Origin of the sequence: Halobellus sp. H-GB7 (genome assembly GCF_030848585.1) — an archaeon.
In the GTDB taxonomy this organism is placed as follows: domain Archaea; phylum Halobacteriota; class Halobacteria; order Halobacteriales; family Haloferacaceae; genus Haloquadratum; species Haloquadratum inordinatus.
Genome location: NZ_JAVDDW010000004.1, coordinates 50,040 through 67,953, shown reverse-complemented (window position 1 = coordinate 67,953; position 17,914 = coordinate 50,040). Strand labels below are relative to the sequence as shown.

Below are 17,914 nucleotides of genomic sequence, written 5' to 3'. Positions count from 1 at the left end.
CGTGCTACCCCGGAGAGTGTCCCCAGCCCGGCGTCAGAGCGTGCGGACGTCGTGCCGCTCGATGGTGAACGCCGACCCGTCGATGGCCGACGTTACAGAGCGGGTGGGCCACTCGCCGGTGCTCGTCAGGACTTCGACCCCGTCTTCGGTGACGAGCACGGTGTCTTCTGACTTCGCGCCGCGGACCGTCGGGTTGTACGCGTACGCGAGCGGTGCCTCGATCGGCTCGTCGCTCTCGGGTGCTGCGATCCACTCACGCGTGTCGAAGCCGGTAGCGCCGCCCTGGTGGTGGTTTCGCCACTCGTCGGGTTCACCGAGTGTGTCGTACGCGCCCGCGATGGCGTCGAAGACGTCGCCGGCTGTGCCGCTGCTCTCACTGCCCCCGACTGCGCGCTGCGTCGCGTCGAGTGCCGACGCCTCGACGCGCATCGCCGTCTCGTGACGGCTCGCGAGCCACGCCGGTGCGCTGTCGAACGCGACCGTCCGGGTCGCGCTGGCGTAGAGCCCGCCGCGCTCGGCCGACACGGAGACGAGCGCGTAGTCGCCGAGCTGCGCACCGGTTGGCGTGAAGTGGCGGTACGTCTGCGCGCGCTCGCTGCCGCCGACGAGCGTCACGGGCGCTTCGATCCCCAGCGTCGCGAGCGAGATGCGGAGCCCCGCGGCGGCCTCGTGTTCCGTGTCGCCGGGCTGGAGTTCGCGCGCGACGCGTTCGAGCGCGTCGGCGACGTCGCGGCCGAGCGCTCGGTACCGCTCGACGTCCGTCGCAGAGAGCGGGCGGCGGAGCCGACTCGCGTCGAGGTCGTCGAATCCGGGGACGTGGAAGTCGGCGGCGCCCGCGCCCGCGGTCGCGTCTGCGACGGCCGACGCCAGCGAGGACTCGTACCACGGGACGGACGTGATATCGAACGGCTCCGGCAGTTCCTCGTCGGCGAGCCGTTCGGCTTCGATGTTGTTGGTGACGGCGACGAAGCCGTCGTCGCGGGTGTAGCCGGCGGCGGCGACGCCCACGTCGGCGTCGCGGTCGACGACGTTGCTGCCCGTCGTCAGCCACGCGAAGGAGTTCGGCTGACCGAACCAGATCGCATCGAGTCCCTCGCTGTCGAGAAACTCGGTCAGTCGCTCGCGGCGGTGATCGAGGTGTTCCTGCGTTCGGTCCCGGTCTGCGTCGTCGTCCGGAGCCGCAGTCGGCGGTGTCTCGTCGGTCATACCTCCGGGTACCGCCGCTGCGACTTGAAACGTGTCGAAACCGTCGCGGCCTCGGTGTCACATCGCTCGTCATCGACGGCCGACCGAGGGTCTCGCCCGCCGAGAGAGCGATTCAAGTATCTCCGGTCCCGAGCCGTGGATATGGACACACGTCTCCGTCGGCTCGTCGGCATCTCAGCCGCGCTCACGGGCATTCTGATGGTGCTCGGCGTGTACACTGCGGCGGCGGGCGCGGGGCTGACCTGCGCCGGCCGCTGGCCGCTGTGTGACGGATTCCTCGGACTGTTCCCGGCGAACTGGAGTAGCTTCATCGAGTGGTTCCACCGACTCGTCGCGATGATCACCGGCTTCCTCGTCCTCGGGACGACGATCCTGGCGTGGCGCGAGGGCGCTGACCGACGCGTTCGTCTCGCGCTCGCCGGTGCGACGATTCTGCTTCCCTCCCAGATCATCCTCGGCGCGCTCACGGTGAAGACCTACCAGTGGGCGATCCTGCTGGCGCACTTCAGCACGGCGTCGATCATCTTCACCGGCGTCGCACTGGCGGCGGCGTGGACGTACGGCTCCGCCGGCGCGAGCTACGATCGGATGCGGAAGTCGCTCACCACGGCTGGGCTCTTGCTTCCGGTCCTCCTCGCACTGACGCCGCACGCCTTCGTCACGTTCGGCCCGCCCGTACAGGCCGCCTACTACCTCCTCGGGCTCGGTACCTACGCCGCGCTCCTCGCCACGGCCGTGTGGTCGTCGCCGACGGCCGGCACGGACGCGGCCCGAGCGTCACGCCGCGTTCGCCGACTCGCCGGCGCGGCCGCGCTCGTCGTCGTCTCGTTGCTCGTCGTCGGTCGGCTGGTGTACGGTGGGACGCTCCAGTACGTCTCGATCGCCGGCAGCCTCGCTGCGCTCGGGCTCGTCGCCGTCGCGTGGTACACGGTTCGACGCGGCGCCGACTCGGCGGGCTCGCGCGGCGTTCCCGGAAGCGACTGACCCGCGACGCGACGCCGACTCGATCGATCCGGCGCGACGCCCCACGATGTAACCGGCCGACTGCGCCGACTGCGCCTCTCCAATCGCCCCACGGCGAGGGGGACTCGGACTAATCGCACGACGTCGCCGCCGGATCGAATTTTGTCCCACGAGCGGTCGAAAAGCCGTTAGTTGGGTGAACGGACGTATACCGAAACGACACGTTGTTATATTCCTCTCTATAACTCAACGGTGTTATGGACAGACGGACCTACGTGAAGACTGGTGCCGGCGTCATCGCCGGCGGGCTGTTCGCCGGGTGTACCGGCGGCGGGTCTGGTGGAGAGGCAACTGAAACGACTTCCGGCGACAGCGGGTCGTCGACGACGGAGTCGGGTGAAACCGAGGCGACGACGACGGAATCGGCCGTCCCCTCGAAGGTCGTCATCGGCTCGGACATCCCGTACCGTCCCTTCGAGTACGAGACGACCTCGGGGGAACTGACGGGCTTCGACGTCGACATCGCGGCGGCGGTCTTCGAAGACCAGCTCGGGATCGACTACGAGTTCAAGCCGACGAGCTTCGACTCGATCATCCCCTCGCTCAACAACAACAACTTCCGGATCATCATGTCCGCGATGACGATCAACGACCAGCGGGCGCAGGAAGTCGACTTCTCGGATCCATACTTCACCGCCTACCAGACGGTCATCGTTCGTGAGGGCGGTTCGATCTCCTCGAAGGCGGATCTTCAGGGACAGCCGATCGGCGTCCAGAAGGGCACGACGGGTGCCAACGCCGCCGAACAGCTGAAAGAGGAATTCGACGGCGACCTCGACCTCAAGAAGTACGACCAGATCTCCGGCGCGTTCCAGGCCCTGATCAACGGCCAGGTCAACGCCATCATCAACGACAACACCGTGAACGCCGAGTTCGCGAACGAACGCGACGACGTGGTGTTCCTCGAAGGCGAAGGTGCGGCCGCCGAGAGCGGACAGGAAGCACCGCCGTACCTGACGCTCACCGTCGAGAACTACGGTATCGCGTTCCGTCAGGACGACGACGAGTTCCGCGAGCGCGTCAACGAGGCGCTCGCGACGATCAGGGACAACGGCACGTACGACGAGATCTACTCGGAGTACTTCTCGGGATAACCCTCGACAGATCTGTATTTCGTCCCAACTATGGCAGATTCATACTCGGGCGCGCCGGCCGAAGCCAACGCCACCGCGGACGGGTTTTTCGACGATCAGACGCTGAAGTATCTCGGTGTCGGACTGTCGAGTCTGTTCGCGCTGGGCGTCGTCTTGCTCGTTCTGTACATTCTGTCCGTCCAAGTCGATTACGGGCTGATCCCGACGATCCTCCCGCAGTTCATCAGAGCCTACGGGCTGGTGCTCGGCATCGTCGTCACGGGGAGCGTGCTCTCTGTGACCTCCGGGATCTTCGTCGGGCTCGCGCGCGTCTCGAAGACGCGGATCACGAGGGGGATCTCCGCCGCCTACGTGCAGTTCTTCCGCGGGACGCCGCTGCTGTTTCAGATCTTCGTCATCTACTTCGGCGTCCCGACGCTGTGGCCGGGGACGTTCCCGATCTCGAACTGGGGGCTTCCGACGGCGATCATCTCGCTGACGCTGAATCACGCGGCGTACGTCGGCGAGGCGGTCCGCGGCGGGATCGGTGCGGTGCCCGACGGACAGATGGAGGCCGCGCGTTCGCTCGGGATGGGATACGTGCAGGCGATGCGCGAAGTCGTCATCCCACAGGCGTGGCGCAACGCGCTGGCGGCGGTCGGCAACGACCAGATCATCCTCGTGAAGGACACCTCGCTTTTGACGGTCATCGCGATTCCCGAACTCATCCAACAGTTCCGCGACGTCAACAGCGCCACGTTCGACCCGTGGACGCCGCTCGTGTTGGTCGCGATCGCGTACCTGTCGATCACGATTCCGATGGGTCGCCTCGTCGAGTACCTCGAAGCCCGTTCGGACTGGGGCGGTGAGTCCCAATGACTGCGGACCACTCCTTACTGGAGTTCGACCACGTGGACAAGTACTTCGGCGAGACGCACGTCCTCAAGGAGATCTCGCTCGACATCGAAGACGGCGAAGTGTGCGTCGTCGTCGGTCCCTCGGGATCCGGCAAGTCGACGCTGCTGCGCTGTGCGAACCGCCTCGAAGAGATCCAGGCTGGCGAGATCCGCCTCGACGGGCGGTCGATCTCCGACCCCGACGCGGACATCAACCGACTTCGACAGCGCATCGGGATGGTGTTTCAGTCGTTCAACCTCTTCCCGCACAAGACGGCGCTGGAGAACATCACGCTCGCGCCGCGGAAGGTCCGCGGTATCGACGAGGAGGCCGCTCGCACTCGCGCCGAAGAGCTGCTCGAAGACGTTGGCCTCCTCGAACAGGGAGCCTCCTACCCCAATCAGCTCTCGGGCGGCCAACAGCAGCGCGTCGCGATCGCGCGGGCGCTCGCGATGGACCCCAAAGTGATGCTCTTCGACGAGGTGACGAGCGCACTCGACCCCGAACTCGTCGGGGAAGTGCTGGAAGTGATGCGCGGGCTCGCAGACGACGGGATGACGATGATGGTCGTCACCCACGAGATGGGCTTCGCCCGCGAGGTCGGCGACAGGATCGTCCTGATGGACGAGGGCCGGATCGTCGAAACCGGCGAGCCGAAGTCGTTCTTCGAGAACCCGCGAACCGACCGCGGCGAGCAGTTCCTCTCGAAACTGCTCTGATCGGGACTGCCGTCCTCTCTTTCTGCGACGAACTGCGGGAAAGCACTTACCGGCGCTCTCCGTAGCGCCGCCCGTGACCAACGTCCCCGGCCCCGGATTCGTCCTCCTCCTCGCTGCGGCTGCGACGTTCGTCGTCCTGCCGCTTCTGGCTGGCCTGAGCCTCCTCGTCGCGACGGTGCTCGGACGACGTCTCACCTGGACGCTCGTCGGTGTCCACGCCATCGCGATCCTGGTCGGTGTCGGCGCACTCGCCGCTGGCTCGCCGGTCGGAATCCAGGACGCGCCGATCGGTGCGACCGTCGGCCTCGCCCGATTTACGGTCGGCGTTCTCCTCGGTGGGCTCCTCGTTGCAGCCATCGTCGAGGGACTCCCGATCGCGCTCGGTGCGCTGGTGACGGTACTGTTCCGTGACACCTCGCGAGAACGTGGCCTGCGGTGTGCGACGGCTGGCTACGCGCTCGGCGGCGTCGGCGGCGCGCTCGTCGGATTGCTTCTCACCGGAAGCCCGGCCGCCGTGGTCGTCGGTGCACTCTTCGCTCCACTCACCGCGTTCGGCGGCCCGATACTCGACGCGGCGGCGACGTGGGCAGGCACCTCCGAACTCACATAAAGTCCGAGAGTCCGGCCTGACCGTCGTCATCCGCCGCGTCGGCCCCGTCACCGCCGTCGTCGGCCTCGGTTTCGTCGCGGTCCAGCACCTCCGCGCCGAGCGTCTGCTGGGAGTCGTCGCCCTCGTCGTCGCTCGCGTCCGCACCGGCGCTCCCGTCGCCGGCCTCGGCGTCGCCAGCCCCTCGGTCGCCGCCGGCGAACGCCCCACCCGCGTGTGCTTCGAGTTCGTCAGTTCGGAGGTCGGCAGCGTCTTCGACGATCGACTGCACCTTGTTCGTCGTCTCGCCGCTCCCCGTGATGTAGGAGACGGCCGCCTCGTCGAGGTCGTACCAGGCGGCCATCGCCACGGTCAGCTCTCGGGGCTTGCAGTGGTGCGTCATCGCCGCGAGGAAGGGCAGAACGTCGAGCCGAGCGGTCGACATCGAGAAGCCGCCGGATTCGGCGATCGAGCGGACGACCTCGTCGCGGGTCGCGTCCCGCGTCGACCGATAGGGCGCGCCGCCGTAGCGCGTCCAGCCGCCGCGGGTGTGGTCGCGTGCGGCCGCGACACCCCCGGCGAGGTTGTCAGTCGCGTAGCGCCACCAACTGTAGTCGTAGTCGGTCGCGTAGACCCGGCTCGTCCAGACGTCGGCGTTCGCGAGGAACTCGTAGGCGCGGGCGAGTTCTTCGCCCTCGTAGACGAGCGGGACCTTGTCTTCGACCCATTTGAGAAGGTCTTCGGGGGTCTCGTCCACGTCGTAGGCGGTCTGTAGCGCCTCCTGAGCGGGCTTTTCTTTCAGCACGGCGTCGAGGAACTCGAACAGGCCGACCGCGCGGTTTCGCGAACCGGTGGTCACGTCTTCGAGCGTGACCCGGGGTTTCCCGTCGGCGGTCGCCTGCAGGTCCTTCACCGCCGCGCGGAGGTCGCCGCTGTTGGCCTCGGCGATCCGTTCGAGCGCCTCCTCCTCGAACTCGATGTCTTCCTTCCGCAGGGTGTCTCGGAGCACCGGGACGATCGAGCGCGCCGAGACGTCGCGGAACTCGATCTCCTGGGCGGCGTTCCGCAGCCCGTTCGACATATCGTAGTACTCGTTGGCGATGAGGACGATCGGCTGGTTGGCCTCCTTGAGCAGGCGCGTGACGGCCTGCTTGCCGCCGCGGTCGTACTGGTAGTGGATGTTGTCGGCCTCGTCCATTATCACCAGTTGGCGGCCGCCGCTGTCGCCGCCGACCGACCCAGCGAGCGTCGCGTTCCGCGAGGCCCGTCCGGCGAACCGCTCGATGGCGTCTGCCGTCCGCTCGTCGGAGGCGTTGAGCTCGACGACCTCCCAGCCCATATCGTTCGCTAGGGCGTGGGCGGCGGAGGTCTTCCCGACGCCGGGCGCGCCGTGGAGGACGACCGGCTCGCGGTGGTCGTCCCACGTGTCGGCCCACTCTTTCAGGGCGTCGCGGGCCTTGTTGTTGCCGCGGACCTCCGACAACGTCGTCGGGCGGTACCGTTCGGTCCAGTCCGTCATTACCAGTGGAAGGAGCGAGGCCCGTTTAGTGGTTGCGGGGTGGCACCGCGCAGATCGCGCGCTGTCGGTGCCGGCTCCCGAACGGCTCCCTTTTGTTATAATCGAGCGACAGTTTATGGTTCCGTGGCACCTATTGTCACGTATGTCCGCAGACGAGAGCGCTGTCGTGCTTGACCGCGAAGCGATCGACGAACTGCTCGGGACGGGCGGCGTCGGCGTGCTCGCGCTCGCCAGCGACGACGACCCATACGCGATTCCTGTCTCCTACGGGTACGACGCCAACGCCGGCGAGGTGTATCTCCGCCTCGGGTTCGGAACCGACTCCGAGAAACGCGAGTACCTCGCCGGCTCCGATCGAGCCGCGCTCGTCGTCACCGCCGAGGGCAGCAGCGGCTGGGAGTCCGTCGTCGTCCGCGGGCCGCTGGTGGAGATCCCCGAAGCGAGTATCGACGGGACGGTCGTCGAGGCGATCCGCTCGATCGACATCCCGTTCTTTACCATCTACGAGGAACCGCCTCGGGAGCTGGAGTACACGCTCTACCGGTTGCGCCCCGAAGAGATCACCGGCCGCCGCGAGAAACCGGCGACCGGAATCGAGTAACCGGGTGCTTGCCGACGGCGACTTCGTCGGCGTCTCACTCGACCACAAGACACCTATGGGAGTACTCTCACGTGGAACCGATGGCACGATCCGAGTCGACACCGACGTCGCGGCGAGGCTACGCCCCGGACGGTCGAACGCTCGGTATCGCCGCGCTGGGCGGCGTCCTCGCGTATCTCGTTTCGTACGCGCTCACGTACGCAGTGACCGGCCAGCAGATCTCGAACTCGCTTGCGGCCCGGGTTCTAGAGATCGCCACGGGCGAGCCCGGAACGTGGAAACTGGTCGGCTGGGTGTTCTACAACGCACACTTCGTCACCAGCGAGATCCCTGGGCTGTTCGGCTCGACGGCCGTGAACCTCGTCGGGCGCGGCGACACGTTCTCCGCGGCGCTCTTCGTCCTCCCGCCGGTCGCGCTCGCACTCGCGGGAGCGCTCGTGGCGGCCCTGAGCCGGTCCGAGACCCCGATGGCCGGCGCGGTCGGCGGCGCATCGGTCATCCTCGGCTACCTCCCGCTCGCGGTCGTCGGCGCGTTCCTCTTCGCCGTCGACGTCGGCGACGCCACGGCCGGACCGACGCTAGTCACGGCGATTCTGCTCGCAGGGCTCGTTTACCCGCTCGTCTTCGGCGCGTTCGGCGGGGCGCTCGGTGCGCTCGCCACGCCCGGGCGCGCGTGAGGCTCCGAATCTGAGTTATCGGCCGCTCTGCGTTACAGATCGCGAGCGACCATCTCGCCCCAGTGCTCGAAGCCGTATCGCTCGTAGAATGCCTGTGCTCTGTCGTTCTCGCGGTCCACGTCGAGAACCATCCGATCGAGCGGGAGGTCCTGGGCACGCGCGCTCTTGACGGCGGCGTTCATCAGCGCGTCGGCGACGCCCGTTCCGCGGTAGTCGGGAGCGACGAAGATCTCGTTGAGGATCGCGGCGTCCCAGACGAACGACAGCGACTCCGGGAGGACGAACGCGTAGCCGACGACGTCGCCGTCGCCGTTCTCACTGTTTTCCGCTGCTGCCGCTTCGTCGACGGCGACGAGGACGCTGTCTGGGTCCTCGTCGACGCAGCGGTCGACCCACGCGAGCCAGCGCTCGCGGTACTCCGCCGTCAGTTTTTCCTCGTAGACCGCGCCCTTCTCCTCGCCACCGGTGTCCGCGCCGATTCCGAGCTCGAACCCGCGCTTCAGTTCCCAGAGCGCGTCGCGGTCGGTATCAGTGTCGTACGATCTGATCGTGGCGTCGGCCGACGTTGCCTGCTCGGTCATCAGTCTCACTCGACGTCCGGAGCGCAAGAACGCTGCCATCTCCGCCGAACCGGTAGTGAAGGCTCGACCGTCCGATCACTCCTCGGCGTCCGCGCCCGCTCCGGTAGCGCGCCGCGTCTGCCACAGTCGGACGGCGGTCACAAATGCCGAGAGGGGCAGTAACCACGCGCGAAAGCCCGTCATCGCCACCGGGAAGATGCGCTCGACGCGCTGTGGCTGTCCCGAGCCGCTGCTCCCGTCGCCACTCGCCGTCTCGACGCCGAGTGTCGGTTCGACGTCCAACACCGTCCGGAACGCGAAGTTCTCCGTCGTGCGCCGTGATTCCGTCTCGGGTGGTGAGAGATCGACGAACGTCTGGACCCACCCGCGGTCCGTCGAGTAGAACAGTCGCCCGTCGACCGTGTAGAACGTATCGTGGAGTGGATAGAACGCGTTCACGCCCCCGACGACGAGGTCGGGGACGATCGCGGCTCCGAAGAGGCAGCCGACCGCGACGAACGCGACTCGGAGCCCGCGGTTGCCGTATCGCTGGCGGACGATCGAGTCGGCGCCGCGTCGGGCGTCCCACCACAGCAGGGCGAACAGGGCCGCGGGGAAGAGCAGGGTGTGGCCGACAGAGCGGTGTGCGCCCGAGAGGATCGGTTCGAGCGCCACGTCGAGGTCGGGGAGCACGGTCGCCGCGGTGACGACGAGTGCGCTCCGACCGTCGAACTCCTCTCCGAGGAGCGCGGCGGCGATGAGGAGTGCGAGCGCGACGTGGACGAGCGTCGATGGCACGACGGTACTCTACGCCCGACCAGACTTGAACGTTCGTGCGTTGCTACACCGCTGCTCGCCCCGCGACAGCGATCCTGTCGGCCCCGCCCGGCGGTTATACTCTCGGCGTTCGTCGAACCCCCCGTTCGATACGCTTTTGCGGCCGCCTCCCCCAGTTCCCAGCAGTATGTATCGTGAGCGGTCGATCGCGGAGGGCTGGAAGCCGTGACGACGGTCCCTCGAGAGGATCTCGCACGGCGAATCGCGGGCGAAATTACGTTGAGTGACGATCCGGGCGCGACGCTTCGCAAGTGGCGCACGGACTTCGACGTCTCACAGACGGCGCTCGCCGAACAGTTGGACGTCTCTTCGTCGGTCATCTCCGACTACGAGAGCGGGCGGCGCGAGAGCCCCGGCATCGGCGTCGTCCGACGGATGGTCGAGGCGCTCCTCGATATCGACGAATCTCGGGGCGGGGGTCGCATCCGCCAGTACGCTCGCGTCATCTCTGCGGGATTCGAGAGCGACATCGTCCAGGACCTCCGGGAGTATCCGACGTCCATTCCGCTGGAGACGCTGTACGACGCGATGGACGCGACCGAACTCGTCCGCGGCGATCAGGACCGGATCAGCGGCCACACCGTTATCAACAGCATCGAAGCGATCACGCGTCTCTCCTCGGAGGAGTTCTACCGCCTCTACGGCCAGTCGACCTCGCGCGCGCTGGTGTTCACGGGTGTCACCCGCGGGGAGTCGCCGCTGGTCGCGATGCGCGTCGTCAATCCGACGCCGAACGCCGTCATCCTCCACGGGCTCACCGAGGACGACCTCTGGGAGCACGCGCCCGCGCTCGCCACGATCGACGGCTTCTCGCTCGCGATCTCGAATCGGGATCTCGACGAGATGCTTGACGACCTGCGGCGACTCCCGTAGGTACTCGACTGCGGTCGCCGCGAGAGAAAGAACAGTCGCTGCCGCCGATCCGCGCTCCTCGTAGCGACCTATTCGACGTACTCGTAGCGCCGCTCGTTCATCCGGCCCCAACCGGTGAAGACGAACTCGCCCTCGGGCTGGGTGAACTCCTCGACCTCGACTTCCTTCTGGTGGTTGTGGACGTCGTGGACGAGTTCGTACTCCTCGAAGGAGAGATCGTAGCGGTCCGCCAGTTGCGCGTCGACGTCGAGACTCTCGACGCCCTCGCGCCAGCCGTCGCGGACGGTTTCAGCGTGAATCTCCGCCTGCGCGCCCGAGCCGTAGGAGCCGACGAGCATCTTCTCGCCCGCGAGGTCGACGTCCTCGGACGCGGCCGCGCGGAGGGCGGAGAGCCGAGCGAGATGCACCGAGGCTGTGTACCAGTTGCCGACCTGCCCGGAGACCTGGATCGTCGGCTCGATCGCCTGCTCGTACCACTCTTGGTACTGACGCGTCCCTTTCAGTTCGTCCATATACGCGCGGATCGCCTCCTCGTAGTCTTCGCGCGTCTCGTAGTTCTCCTCGCGCGGCTGCATCCCGATGTCGTCGGCGAGGGCGTCCTCAATCTCGGTGTCGCGCGTGATGTGCCGGTAGCCGAGCAACGCGGCTTTTCGGACCATCCCCGGATACGGCGTGTGGAACGGGAAGTAGACGAAGTCCTCGGGGTGAGTGTCGCCGGCGACGGACTCGTAGTCTTCCAGGGCCTCGCGCATCCGCGCGAGGTACACCTGAATCGAGCGCTTGCCGTCGACGCTCGGGAACTGCTGATTCGGCTTCAGGAAGTCGGTCTCGTCGGCGCTGCCGTAGCCCTGCTCTGTCGAGAGCGCGACGATGTCCGGCTCCTCGTCGATGAGCATCGCGACCGCACCCGCACCCTGGGTCGCCTCACCGGGGTCGCCGCGCTCGTAGAGCGCCGTGTCGGTCGCGATCACGAGCGCCGCGCGCCCGCGATTTCGCCCCGCGCGGATCCAGTTGTACGCGTCGTCGAGACACTGCGTGCCCGACAGGCAGGCGAACTTCCGCTCGCCCTTGTTCGCGTGGTGGAAGTCGCCGTCGTACACCTGTTCGAGACAGCCCGCGATGTACGTCGAAACGGGCTTCGAGTTGTCGAAGGCGGACTCGGTCGCGACGTCGATCCGACCGATGTCGTCGGGCGTGAGGCCCTTGCGGTCCATCAGTTGCTTGGCCGCGTTCGCGCCCATCGTGACGATGTCCTCGTAGACATCGGGCAGCGAGGAATACTCGATACCGATGCCTTTCGTGTACTTTCCGGGGTCTTCGCCCTTCACTGGCGCGAACGTCTCCGCGAGGTCCAGGCGGAGTTTCCCAGACCAGAGTTCGATGGCGTCGATGCCGACGGCAGTCATACCTCTCCCATCTCGTGGTTCGCTTATTGTTTTGTCGATAGCGGTGTCGACGATTGTCTAACAGTAAAGACAGGGTCGACGATGCCCAGCGTACGCGGAGAGGTGCGACTCGGTATACAATGTCGGCCGAGAGTCATCTCCAGATCCCACCGAAGATATCACCCCAGTCCCAGCCATCGCCGCCACCTCGGGGCTCGTCATCGTCGTCACCCCAGAAGTCGTCCCAGAAGCCGTCCCAGAAGTCACCCCAGAACCCGTCATCATCGTCGGACTCTGGGTAGACTCTCACGTTCACTTGGTCGGTGTCAGTCGCGCCGGCGACGTCGGATACCGTTAGCTCAACCGTGACCTTCCGGGTATCAGATGGTGGTGCACCGACGAGCACCACTTTCGGGGTCGCACTCTCTGAATCCACGAGGGTAATGGTCTCCTCGGCGAGTCCGTCACGATCGGTGATCTCCCAGCTGTAACTCAGTTCGTCCCCGTCTGGATCCCTACTCCCGGTCCCATTGAGTTCGACGAACGTCCCTCCGATTTCATCCGCGTCGTCGTCGTCGGCCGCTGCAATTGGGACGGCCTCGATCGATACGGGGTAGATCACCGCTGCACTCGGGACACTAGGTTCCGTGAGCGCTCCCCCTTCGCCCCTGCCGATGTTGTCTGGTCCAGCGTGCTCAGGCGGTCCCTCTCCGGGGTGACCGTCGCCGTCATCCTCCTCGTTAGCACGGAGTTCTTTGTCGTCGCCAGCGTCGGCGATCGGCGGTTGGTTAGCCTGTTCGACCGTCACTGTCGTTCGATCCTCTCCGGTCGCCGTCGCGTTCTCGACGGTCAGTTCTACGACAACTGTGTGATTCGCGTCTGTAACGTTCTCTCGGACCTTGAACGTCGAATCGAGGGAATCAGTGTCCGCGACCGCGACGGCGTCGGTCGAGACGCCGTCGTAATCGACAATATCCCACTGATACGTGACCTCGTCTCCGCTGGCGCTGGTGCTCCCGTCTAGGCCTACCGCAGAGCCCTTTTCGCCGGAGACGGTCTGCTGCGGCCCGGCGTCGACCACGAGCGTCCGCTCGGCCGCATCTGTCCCGTCCGCGCTCCCGTCGGCGTCCGATTCGATGGGTGATCCGATCGTCGTCGTCTGTTGGAGCAAGAGGGTCTCAGTCGCGTCATTTATCACCGAGATGGTGACCTCCGATCCGGAGGCCTGATCCCACCCGAGTTGCCACGTCTCACCCGGATCAAACTGTCCGTCTCCACCGCCGCCATTGCGGATCTGTCCGGACGCGAAGGCGTACGAGGACTCTCCAGAACTGTTTGTGACGACAACCCGGAGTGCGTCCGTAGATACCGATGCCCCGCCGCTGTGCGAGAGTGTGAGTGACTCTTCGGTCGCCGTCATCGTGATCTCGATCGGCGTCCCGCTCGCGCTGCCGGCTGCGCCTGCTGCACCCCCGTTAGATCCTCCAGTTTGAGAGGAGACGTAGTATGCACCAAACGTCGTCGCGCTGACAATCACCACCGCGAGGAAGAGGACGGTTCCGAGGGACTCTGCTTGGGCGCGGGTGTCTATCATCCGACGGCCTTCTCCTTTACTTCGACGTTGCCGTCAGCATCTTTGGCAGTCACACGCACCACGTACGGATCGGTTTCTCTTTTTTCGTTGAAGTTCTTGTCTGTAATGGTTAAAGAACCAGTTCCTGCACTTGTATCCGACTGGATAAGGATAATGTTTCTATTTCCATCAACAAGTTCGATAGTGAGTTCTTGGACGTCATCGTCGCTGTCGCTATCTTTGGCGGTCACTGTCTGGATTTTACCTTTTATTCTGTTTGATTTACTATTATCGTCAATGTCGAATGGCTCAATCGTAATCGCCGACGTATCCGACCCACCATCGTCAGGGCCGCCACCACTTGCGGCCTGAACGTCCAGTGTGTACTGTATGTTCTCGTTTCGGTCTCCCTCGAAAGCGGGGCTGCTCACGTCGTATACGCCACCGGCCGCTGTCCGATAAGTCACGTTCACCCAGTCTGGCCCTGCCGCTCCAGCAGTGTACTGATACCGATAGCGCCCGGATTCTACGACGACACCGTCGGGGACGGTTCCGCTCTGACTGTCTCCGAGTACGGACGTTCCGACCGGGTTGTTGTACTTGTCGCGGGATTCGACGACAAACGGATACGTCCGTCCAGCGAACGGACTCTTGGTCAGGTCCTCGACGCTCGTCAGGTACGCAGGCTCCGTGTCGTCGACGTTCGTCCCAACCCCGACTTTCGAGAGTTTCAGTTGGTAAGTCACGTCTCGCTCGAAGAACAGTTCGATGCCGTCCGGTCGCTCTTCGACCCGATAGACGTATCCACCGTCGTTCGGATCCGCGGCGGGATCGTACTCACCGGTCTGATTCAGGAGTTCGAGCCACGACTGGCGATTCAGTTCCGAGGGAACGAAGATCGAGACGTTCTCGCTCGTGCTCTCGTTCGAGATGCTGATCGTGCGCGTCGAGACGCTCACCGCTCGCGGATCGACGGCGAGTGTACTGGCACCGCCTCGGGAGAGGTCTCCGGACAGTGTGACGAGCGAGATTCGTCGCCCCGACACGATCGGCTGATCGGTGAGAGTGAGATTTCCCGAGCGGAAGCGGTTGTAAACGATGCCGTTCTCGTAAACGGTCGCGGGTGCGCCGTCGTAATTCGCGTAGCTCGGCCGATAGACGAGCGACTTCGTGGTGTAGTTGTGCGTCGTCCCGTTCCAGAAGTCAGCGGTCTCGGGGTAGTCCTCCTCCGTGGTGGCGCGGTCGTCGGCCGTCGCGTTCCGAATCTGAACCGTCCCAAGCGACGACGTCGAGAGCGTCCCGCTCGGTGGCGCGGGATTCACGGCGACGACGCGCGTGGGATATCGTGTCCCAAGTTCGACGCTGACCGGCCCTGACGATCCTGTCGCAGCTGTGCCGAGGATCGTGTTCCGGACTTCCTGGAGATCTGACTGAACGCGCTGATTGTGCTGGAACTCGATCTGCCGATTCTCCTGTGGAACGACAGTCGCCTGATACAACGAGAGTGAGATAACGAGAAACCCCAGGAGCAGGACCGCTCCGATCTGTACCGTCACGGCCCTGTCGTCGCCCCCGAGAGACATACCCCGGAATCAGCGACTGGTGGATAAAAATATGCCGGCAAAGCGGCACGAATCGAGGCCGAGATCACGTCGGCGACGAACGCTCACGTTCCGGTCACGGGAATGATCGACTGACTGTCACTCCCGGCCACCGCGAGTGCCGTCGCGACGACGCGTGCCGCTCAGTCCTCGTCTTCTTCTTCGACGACTTCGGGATCGCTCATCGCGCTCTGGAGGCTGTCCAGTCCGTTGACCCACTCGGAGACGAGCCCGTATTCGAGCTCTTCGACGACGGCCATATCGAGTTCGTCGCCCTCGATGATCCGCGTGCCGGCCTGCACGAGGTAGCCGAGCGCCGCGTCCATATCGTCATCCTGCTCTGCAGCGGCGGCGGCCTCGACGTACTCCGTCAGCGGCGCTTCTTCGGCCGCACCGGCGACGATGTACTCCTCCGCAGCGTAGAAGACGCAGACGAGACTCGTCTGTACGCCGTCGATGAGCATCACTTTGTCCTCGCGCGCGGCCTCGTCTTCGATGTCCAGTTCGGGCTCGGAGAGGACGATCGTGCGGACGCGTTCGAGTTCCTCGATCGCTTCCTCGTCTTCGAGCCGTCCGTCCTCGTACGCAGAGACGATCTTCGCGACCGCGATGGCCGCGTCGTCCTGCAGATTCAAGAGCAATCGCGCGGAGTCCTCGTTTTCGGGGTCGAGCTCTTCTTCCTCGACGCGCGAGAGCCAGTTTTGCCAGCGTTCTTCGGTGTAGTAAGTCTCCTCGGCCTCGGTCATATTCCACCATTTCCGCCGGGATTCAAATGCCTTTCTTGTCGAGGGTCCCGACGAGCGCTCGACTAGCGTGACAGCGCCGCACGCGTGTCGATCCCGTAGACGTCGGCGGGAGTCTCGACGTGAGCGCGCTCGACGGCTGCGTCGTACCCCGATTCGAGGAGCCATCGCACGCGACGCGGCACGGTCTTCGGACCGAGCACCATCCCTGGACGGTCGGGATCGTCGACGAAATCCGTCTCCATCAGGAACGGCTCACCCGATTCAGCCGCGACTTCCAGGCGATCTTTTTCGCTCATCACGCTCGGCGTCGGGCCCGCGAGCGTCCCACCGGCGTAGTGTTTCACCACCTTGTGGGCTGAGAGCCCGCGCGCTTCGGCCCACCCGGCCACCTCGGTCAGGTCGTCTGTCGCCTCAGTGTGCAACTGGACGGCGCAGCCGTGTTCTGCGCCCAGCGAGAACGCGTGGCGCATTACCTCGTTCGAGGCCTCCCACACCGCGTCAGAGACGTCGTAGTGCGGCCGCCCGGACTTCAGCGCGAGCGCGTCGCCCCCGGCGACGTACTCCGCCGCGCAGTCGAGTCCCGCCTGCATCAACGCGCTCGCGTCCGCCGGCGAGAACCCGCGGTCGTCGACGAGCTTCGAGACCAGACCCGGATGGACGCCGAGCACGGGCCACGCCCGGCCCGGCAACAACTCGGTCGCTTCCTCGACCACGTCGATTGTCGTCTCGAAGACCGGGCGGAAATCCTCACCCGTCTCGGGTTCGACGCCGAGGAGCCAGGAGGGTTTGTTCACGACGAGCAGGTGCGTCCCGCCGAGCCGCGCGAAGTCGCGGACGGCGTCGAGGCCACGGCCGTGCGCCGGGTCGAGATGTAGGTGGTTGTCGAGCACCGGCGTGCCGAGATCTTCCATACGCGCCCCTCGGCTCGCCACTCAAAAAATTCGCCCGTTTGTCGCTGGGCGGAAAGGTCGGTGTGGCGGAAAGGTCGGTATGGGCGGCCAGGACGATGACGCGTCGTGGTCGTCGCGCGCCTCGCGAACCGCACCGTCTCCGACGCTTACGCGTCGTAGCCGACGAGGGTCGGGCTGTCCTCGTCTTCCTCTTCCTCTTCCTCTTCGAGTGTGACGCGCTCTGTCGCGGCGTTCCGCAGGGCGTCCGAGCGGCCGAACTCGCCGGGGGCGATCGCGAAGGTCCGACAGCCGTAGGAGTTCGCCGTCTCGATCGCGGGCTTGAAATCGGTGTCGCGGGAGGCGATAGCGATGATGTCCGCACGGTCTTCGACGGCAAAGCGGGTCACGTCGACGGCGAGTCGGACGTCGACGTCGCCGCTCGTGACAATCACCTCGAAGCCGCGTGCTTCCGCCGCCTGGATGAGCCCCGGCGTCGCGTGCTCGTCGAGATAGAGCCGTATCGCCGTCAGCTGCCCGACGGCTGCAGCCGCCTCGCGTACGTCGTCGAGGTCGACGTCGAACTCGTCGCGGAGGACGTTCGGGCCGTCGACGAAGAGCGCGACCCGCGGTTCGTCCGCCTCGTCGGCGAACAGGCGTCCCAGGAGGTCCATAGCACCGATTTCACGGGGACCGACATAACGCCGACGATGCGGGTTGCCTCCGAACGCGGATCGCGGAGGCCCCAACCGGCGATGTAGTATATCTAGAATATACACCTAGAACACCTAGTAGAGTATGTTTATGAAGCAAGTCGGAGGAATAGTGGACATAACGAGTCCGATACCGATGACCGAAACAGATTCGTTTACTGTCGTCACCGCGATGAACCCACACGATGCGCTGACCGTTCGGTCCACGACCACGCACGCGACCTACCAGTTGGTCGAGTACACCGACGAGTCCACGCGTGACGCGCTCGCGTCGCTGCAGCCAGGCGAACCGGTACGGCTGTCGCTTTCACGCATCGGCTGGCGCGGCAACGTCTGGCGCGTCGACATTGCGTCTCACCGTGTCCACCCAGAGGCCGTACGGACCGAATCGCAGGCCGGAACGTAACCGGAACCCACGACGAGCCGGCGGTGGTACGC

Annotated in this window: 19 protein-coding genes; 9 read left to right on the top strand and 10 right to left on the bottom strand. The window is 65.5% G+C overall.

Features of this window, described 5'->3' with window-relative positions:
* Window positions 1–33 precede the first annotated feature (33 nt).
* Window positions 34–1,206, bottom strand: coding sequence for a M24 family metallopeptidase (locus tag RBH22_RS08880; protein ID WP_306677269.1), 1,173 nt, complete (start codon window positions 1,204–1,206; stop codon window positions 34–36).
* A gap of 141 nt (window positions 1,207–1,347) precedes the next feature.
* On the opposite strand from RBH22_RS08880, the gene RBH22_RS08875 reads away from it, so the two are divergent.
* The 5 genes from RBH22_RS08875 to RBH22_RS08855 all read left to right on the top strand — a co-directional run bounded on the left by RBH22_RS08875 (window position 1,348) and on the right by RBH22_RS08855 (window position 5,528).
* Window positions 1,348–2,190 carry a COX15/CtaA family protein gene (locus RBH22_RS08875; RefSeq protein WP_121569843.1) on the top strand — a complete coding sequence of 281 codons (843 nt, stop codon included), beginning with the start codon at window positions 1,348–1,350 and terminating at the stop codon, window positions 2,188–2,190.
* 236 nt (window positions 2,191–2,426) lie between these two features.
* The gene (locus RBH22_RS08870; RefSeq protein ID WP_306677268.1) at window positions 2,427–3,323 is read left to right on the top strand and encodes a basic amino acid ABC transporter substrate-binding protein; all 897 of its coding nucleotides are present in this window, start codon (window positions 2,427–2,429) and stop codon (window positions 3,321–3,323) included.
* A 30-nt stretch (window positions 3,324–3,353) separates the two neighbouring features.
* Entirely contained in the window at window positions 3,354–4,181 is an 828-nt protein-coding gene (locus RBH22_RS08865) for an amino acid ABC transporter permease (protein WP_306677267.1), read from the top strand.
* On the top strand, window positions 4,178–4,918 hold the full coding sequence (locus RBH22_RS08860; protein WP_306677266.1) for an amino acid ABC transporter ATP-binding protein: 741 nt from the start codon (window positions 4,178–4,180) through the stop codon (window positions 4,916–4,918). The genes RBH22_RS08865 and RBH22_RS08860 overlap by 4 nt, the downstream gene beginning before the upstream one ends.
* Before the next feature lie 73 nt (window positions 4,919–4,991).
* Window positions 4,992–5,528, top strand: coding sequence for a hypothetical protein (locus tag RBH22_RS08855; protein ID WP_306677265.1), 537 nt, complete (start codon window positions 4,992–4,994; stop codon window positions 5,526–5,528).
* On the opposite strand, the gene RBH22_RS08850 is transcribed toward RBH22_RS08855, so the two are convergent.
* Window positions 5,521–7,023 carry a replication factor C large subunit gene (locus RBH22_RS08850; protein WP_306677264.1) on the bottom strand — a complete coding sequence of 501 codons (1,503 nt, stop codon included), beginning with the start codon at window positions 7,021–7,023 and terminating at the stop codon, window positions 5,521–5,523. The genes RBH22_RS08855 and RBH22_RS08850 overlap by 8 nt on opposite strands.
* A 142-nt stretch (window positions 7,024–7,165) precedes the next feature.
* Between RBH22_RS08850 and RBH22_RS08845 the strand changes: the two genes are divergently transcribed.
* Both RBH22_RS08845 and RBH22_RS08840 read left to right on the top strand, forming a co-directional pair.
* Window positions 7,166–7,624 carry a pyridoxamine 5'-phosphate oxidase family protein gene (locus tag RBH22_RS08845; protein ID WP_256289085.1) on the top strand — a complete coding sequence of 153 codons (459 nt, stop codon included), beginning with the start codon at window positions 7,166–7,168 and terminating at the stop codon, window positions 7,622–7,624.
* 80 nt (window positions 7,625–7,704) lie between these two features.
* On the top strand, window positions 7,705–8,301 hold the full coding sequence (locus tag RBH22_RS08840) for a transporter (RefSeq protein WP_306677263.1): 597 nt from the start codon (window positions 7,705–7,707) through the stop codon (window positions 8,299–8,301).
* Between the two features lie 32 nt (window positions 8,302–8,333).
* On the opposite strand, the gene RBH22_RS08835 is transcribed toward RBH22_RS08840, so the two are convergent.
* The gene (locus RBH22_RS08835; RefSeq protein WP_306677262.1) at window positions 8,334–8,882 is read right to left on the bottom strand and encodes a GNAT family N-acetyltransferase; all 549 of its coding nucleotides are present in this window, start codon (window positions 8,880–8,882) and stop codon (window positions 8,334–8,336) included.
* Window positions 8,883–8,957: 75 nt separating this feature from the next.
* Entirely contained in the window at window positions 8,958–9,659 is a 702-nt protein-coding gene (locus RBH22_RS08830) for a metal-dependent hydrolase (RefSeq protein ID WP_256289082.1), read from the bottom strand.
* 204 nt (window positions 9,660–9,863) lie between these two features.
* Here RBH22_RS08830 and RBH22_RS08825 point away from each other — a divergent pair, with 204 nt between their 5' ends.
* Window positions 9,864–10,571 carry a helix-turn-helix domain-containing protein gene (locus RBH22_RS08825; protein ID WP_121569834.1) on the top strand — a complete coding sequence of 236 codons (708 nt, stop codon included), beginning with the start codon at window positions 9,864–9,866 and terminating at the stop codon, window positions 10,569–10,571.
* Between the two features lie 68 nt (window positions 10,572–10,639).
* Here RBH22_RS08825 and hmgB read toward each other — a convergent pair whose 3' ends face one another.
* The 6 genes from hmgB to RBH22_RS08795 all read right to left on the bottom strand — a co-directional run bounded on the left by hmgB (window position 10,640) and on the right by RBH22_RS08795 (window position 17,437).
* Window positions 10,640–11,977 (bottom strand): hydroxymethylglutaryl-CoA synthase, encoded by a 1,338-nt coding sequence (gene hmgB / locus RBH22_RS08820; protein ID WP_306677261.1) that lies wholly within the window; start codon window positions 11,975–11,977, stop codon window positions 10,640–10,642.
* 133 nt (window positions 11,978–12,110) lie between these two features.
* On the bottom strand, window positions 12,111–13,550 hold the full coding sequence (locus RBH22_RS08815; RefSeq protein WP_306677260.1) for a hypothetical protein: 1,440 nt from the start codon (window positions 13,548–13,550) through the stop codon (window positions 12,111–12,113).
* Entirely contained in the window at window positions 13,547–15,112 is a 1,566-nt protein-coding gene (locus RBH22_RS08810; protein ID WP_306677259.1) for a hypothetical protein, read from the bottom strand. The genes RBH22_RS08815 and RBH22_RS08810 overlap by 4 nt, the downstream gene beginning before the upstream one ends.
* 161 nt (window positions 15,113–15,273) lie before the next feature.
* Window positions 15,274–15,876 (bottom strand): DUF2150 family protein, encoded by a 603-nt coding sequence (locus RBH22_RS08805; protein WP_306677258.1) that lies wholly within the window; start codon window positions 15,874–15,876, stop codon window positions 15,274–15,276.
* Window positions 15,877–15,938: 62 nt separating this feature from the next.
* Window positions 15,939–16,787 (bottom strand): TatD family hydrolase, encoded by an 849-nt coding sequence (locus tag RBH22_RS08800; protein WP_306677257.1) that lies wholly within the window; start codon window positions 16,785–16,787, stop codon window positions 15,939–15,941.
* A gap of 146 nt (window positions 16,788–16,933) precedes the next feature.
* Window positions 16,934–17,437: an NYN domain-containing protein gene (locus RBH22_RS08795; protein ID WP_306677256.1), complete on the bottom strand. Its 504-nt coding sequence runs from the start codon at window positions 17,435–17,437 to the stop codon at window positions 16,934–16,936.
* A gap of 175 nt (window positions 17,438–17,612) precedes the next feature.
* On the opposite strand from RBH22_RS08795, the gene RBH22_RS08790 reads away from it, so the two are divergent.
* Window positions 17,613–17,882, top strand: a complete 270-nt coding sequence (locus RBH22_RS08790) for a hypothetical protein (protein WP_256289074.1) — start codon at window positions 17,613–17,615, stop codon at window positions 17,880–17,882.
* The last annotated feature ends 32 nt before the right edge of the window (window positions 17,883–17,914 follow it).

Coding starts and splice junctions, on each gene's coding strand:
- RBH22_RS08880 (WP_306677269.1), bottom strand. CDS start 1,206: ATGACCGACGAGACACCGCCGACTGCGGCTCCGGACGACGACGCAGAC.
- RBH22_RS08875 (WP_121569843.1), top strand. CDS start 1,348: ATGGACACACGTCTCCGTCGGCTCGTCGGCATCTCAGCCGCGCTCACG.
- RBH22_RS08870 (WP_306677268.1), top strand. CDS start 2,427: ATGGACAGACGGACCTACGTGAAGACTGGTGCCGGCGTCATCGCCGGC.
- RBH22_RS08865 (WP_306677267.1), top strand. CDS start 3,354: ATGGCAGATTCATACTCGGGCGCGCCGGCCGAAGCCAACGCCACCGCG.
- RBH22_RS08860 (WP_306677266.1), top strand. CDS start 4,178: ATGACTGCGGACCACTCCTTACTGGAGTTCGACCACGTGGACAAGTAC.
- RBH22_RS08850 (WP_306677264.1), bottom strand. CDS start 7,023: ATGACGGACTGGACCGAACGGTACCGCCCGACGACGTTGTCGGAGGTC.
- RBH22_RS08845 (WP_256289085.1), top strand. CDS start 7,166: ATGTCCGCAGACGAGAGCGCTGTCGTGCTTGACCGCGAAGCGATCGAC.
- RBH22_RS08840 (WP_306677263.1), top strand. CDS start 7,705: ATGGCACGATCCGAGTCGACACCGACGTCGCGGCGAGGCTACGCCCCG.
- RBH22_RS08835 (WP_306677262.1), bottom strand. CDS start 8,882: ATGACCGAGCAGGCAACGTCGGCCGACGCCACGATCAGATCGTACGAC.
- hmgB (WP_306677261.1), bottom strand. CDS start 11,977: ATGACTGCCGTCGGCATCGACGCCATCGAACTCTGGTCTGGGAAACTC.
- RBH22_RS08815 (WP_306677260.1), bottom strand. CDS start 13,550: ATGATAGACACCCGCGCCCAAGCAGAGTCCCTCGGAACCGTCCTCTTC.
- RBH22_RS08810 (WP_306677259.1), bottom strand. CDS start 15,112: ATGTCTCTCGGGGGCGACGACAGGGCCGTGACGGTACAGATCGGAGCG.
- RBH22_RS08805 (WP_306677258.1), bottom strand. CDS start 15,876: ATGACCGAGGCCGAGGAGACTTACTACACCGAAGAACGCTGGCAAAAC.
- RBH22_RS08800 (WP_306677257.1), bottom strand. CDS start 16,787: ATGGAAGATCTCGGCACGCCGGTGCTCGACAACCACCTACATCTCGAC.
- RBH22_RS08795 (WP_306677256.1), bottom strand. CDS start 17,437: ATGGACCTCCTGGGACGCCTGTTCGCCGACGAGGCGGACGAACCGCGG.
- RBH22_RS08790 (WP_256289074.1), top strand. CDS start 17,613: ATGACCGAAACAGATTCGTTTACTGTCGTCACCGCGATGAACCCACAC.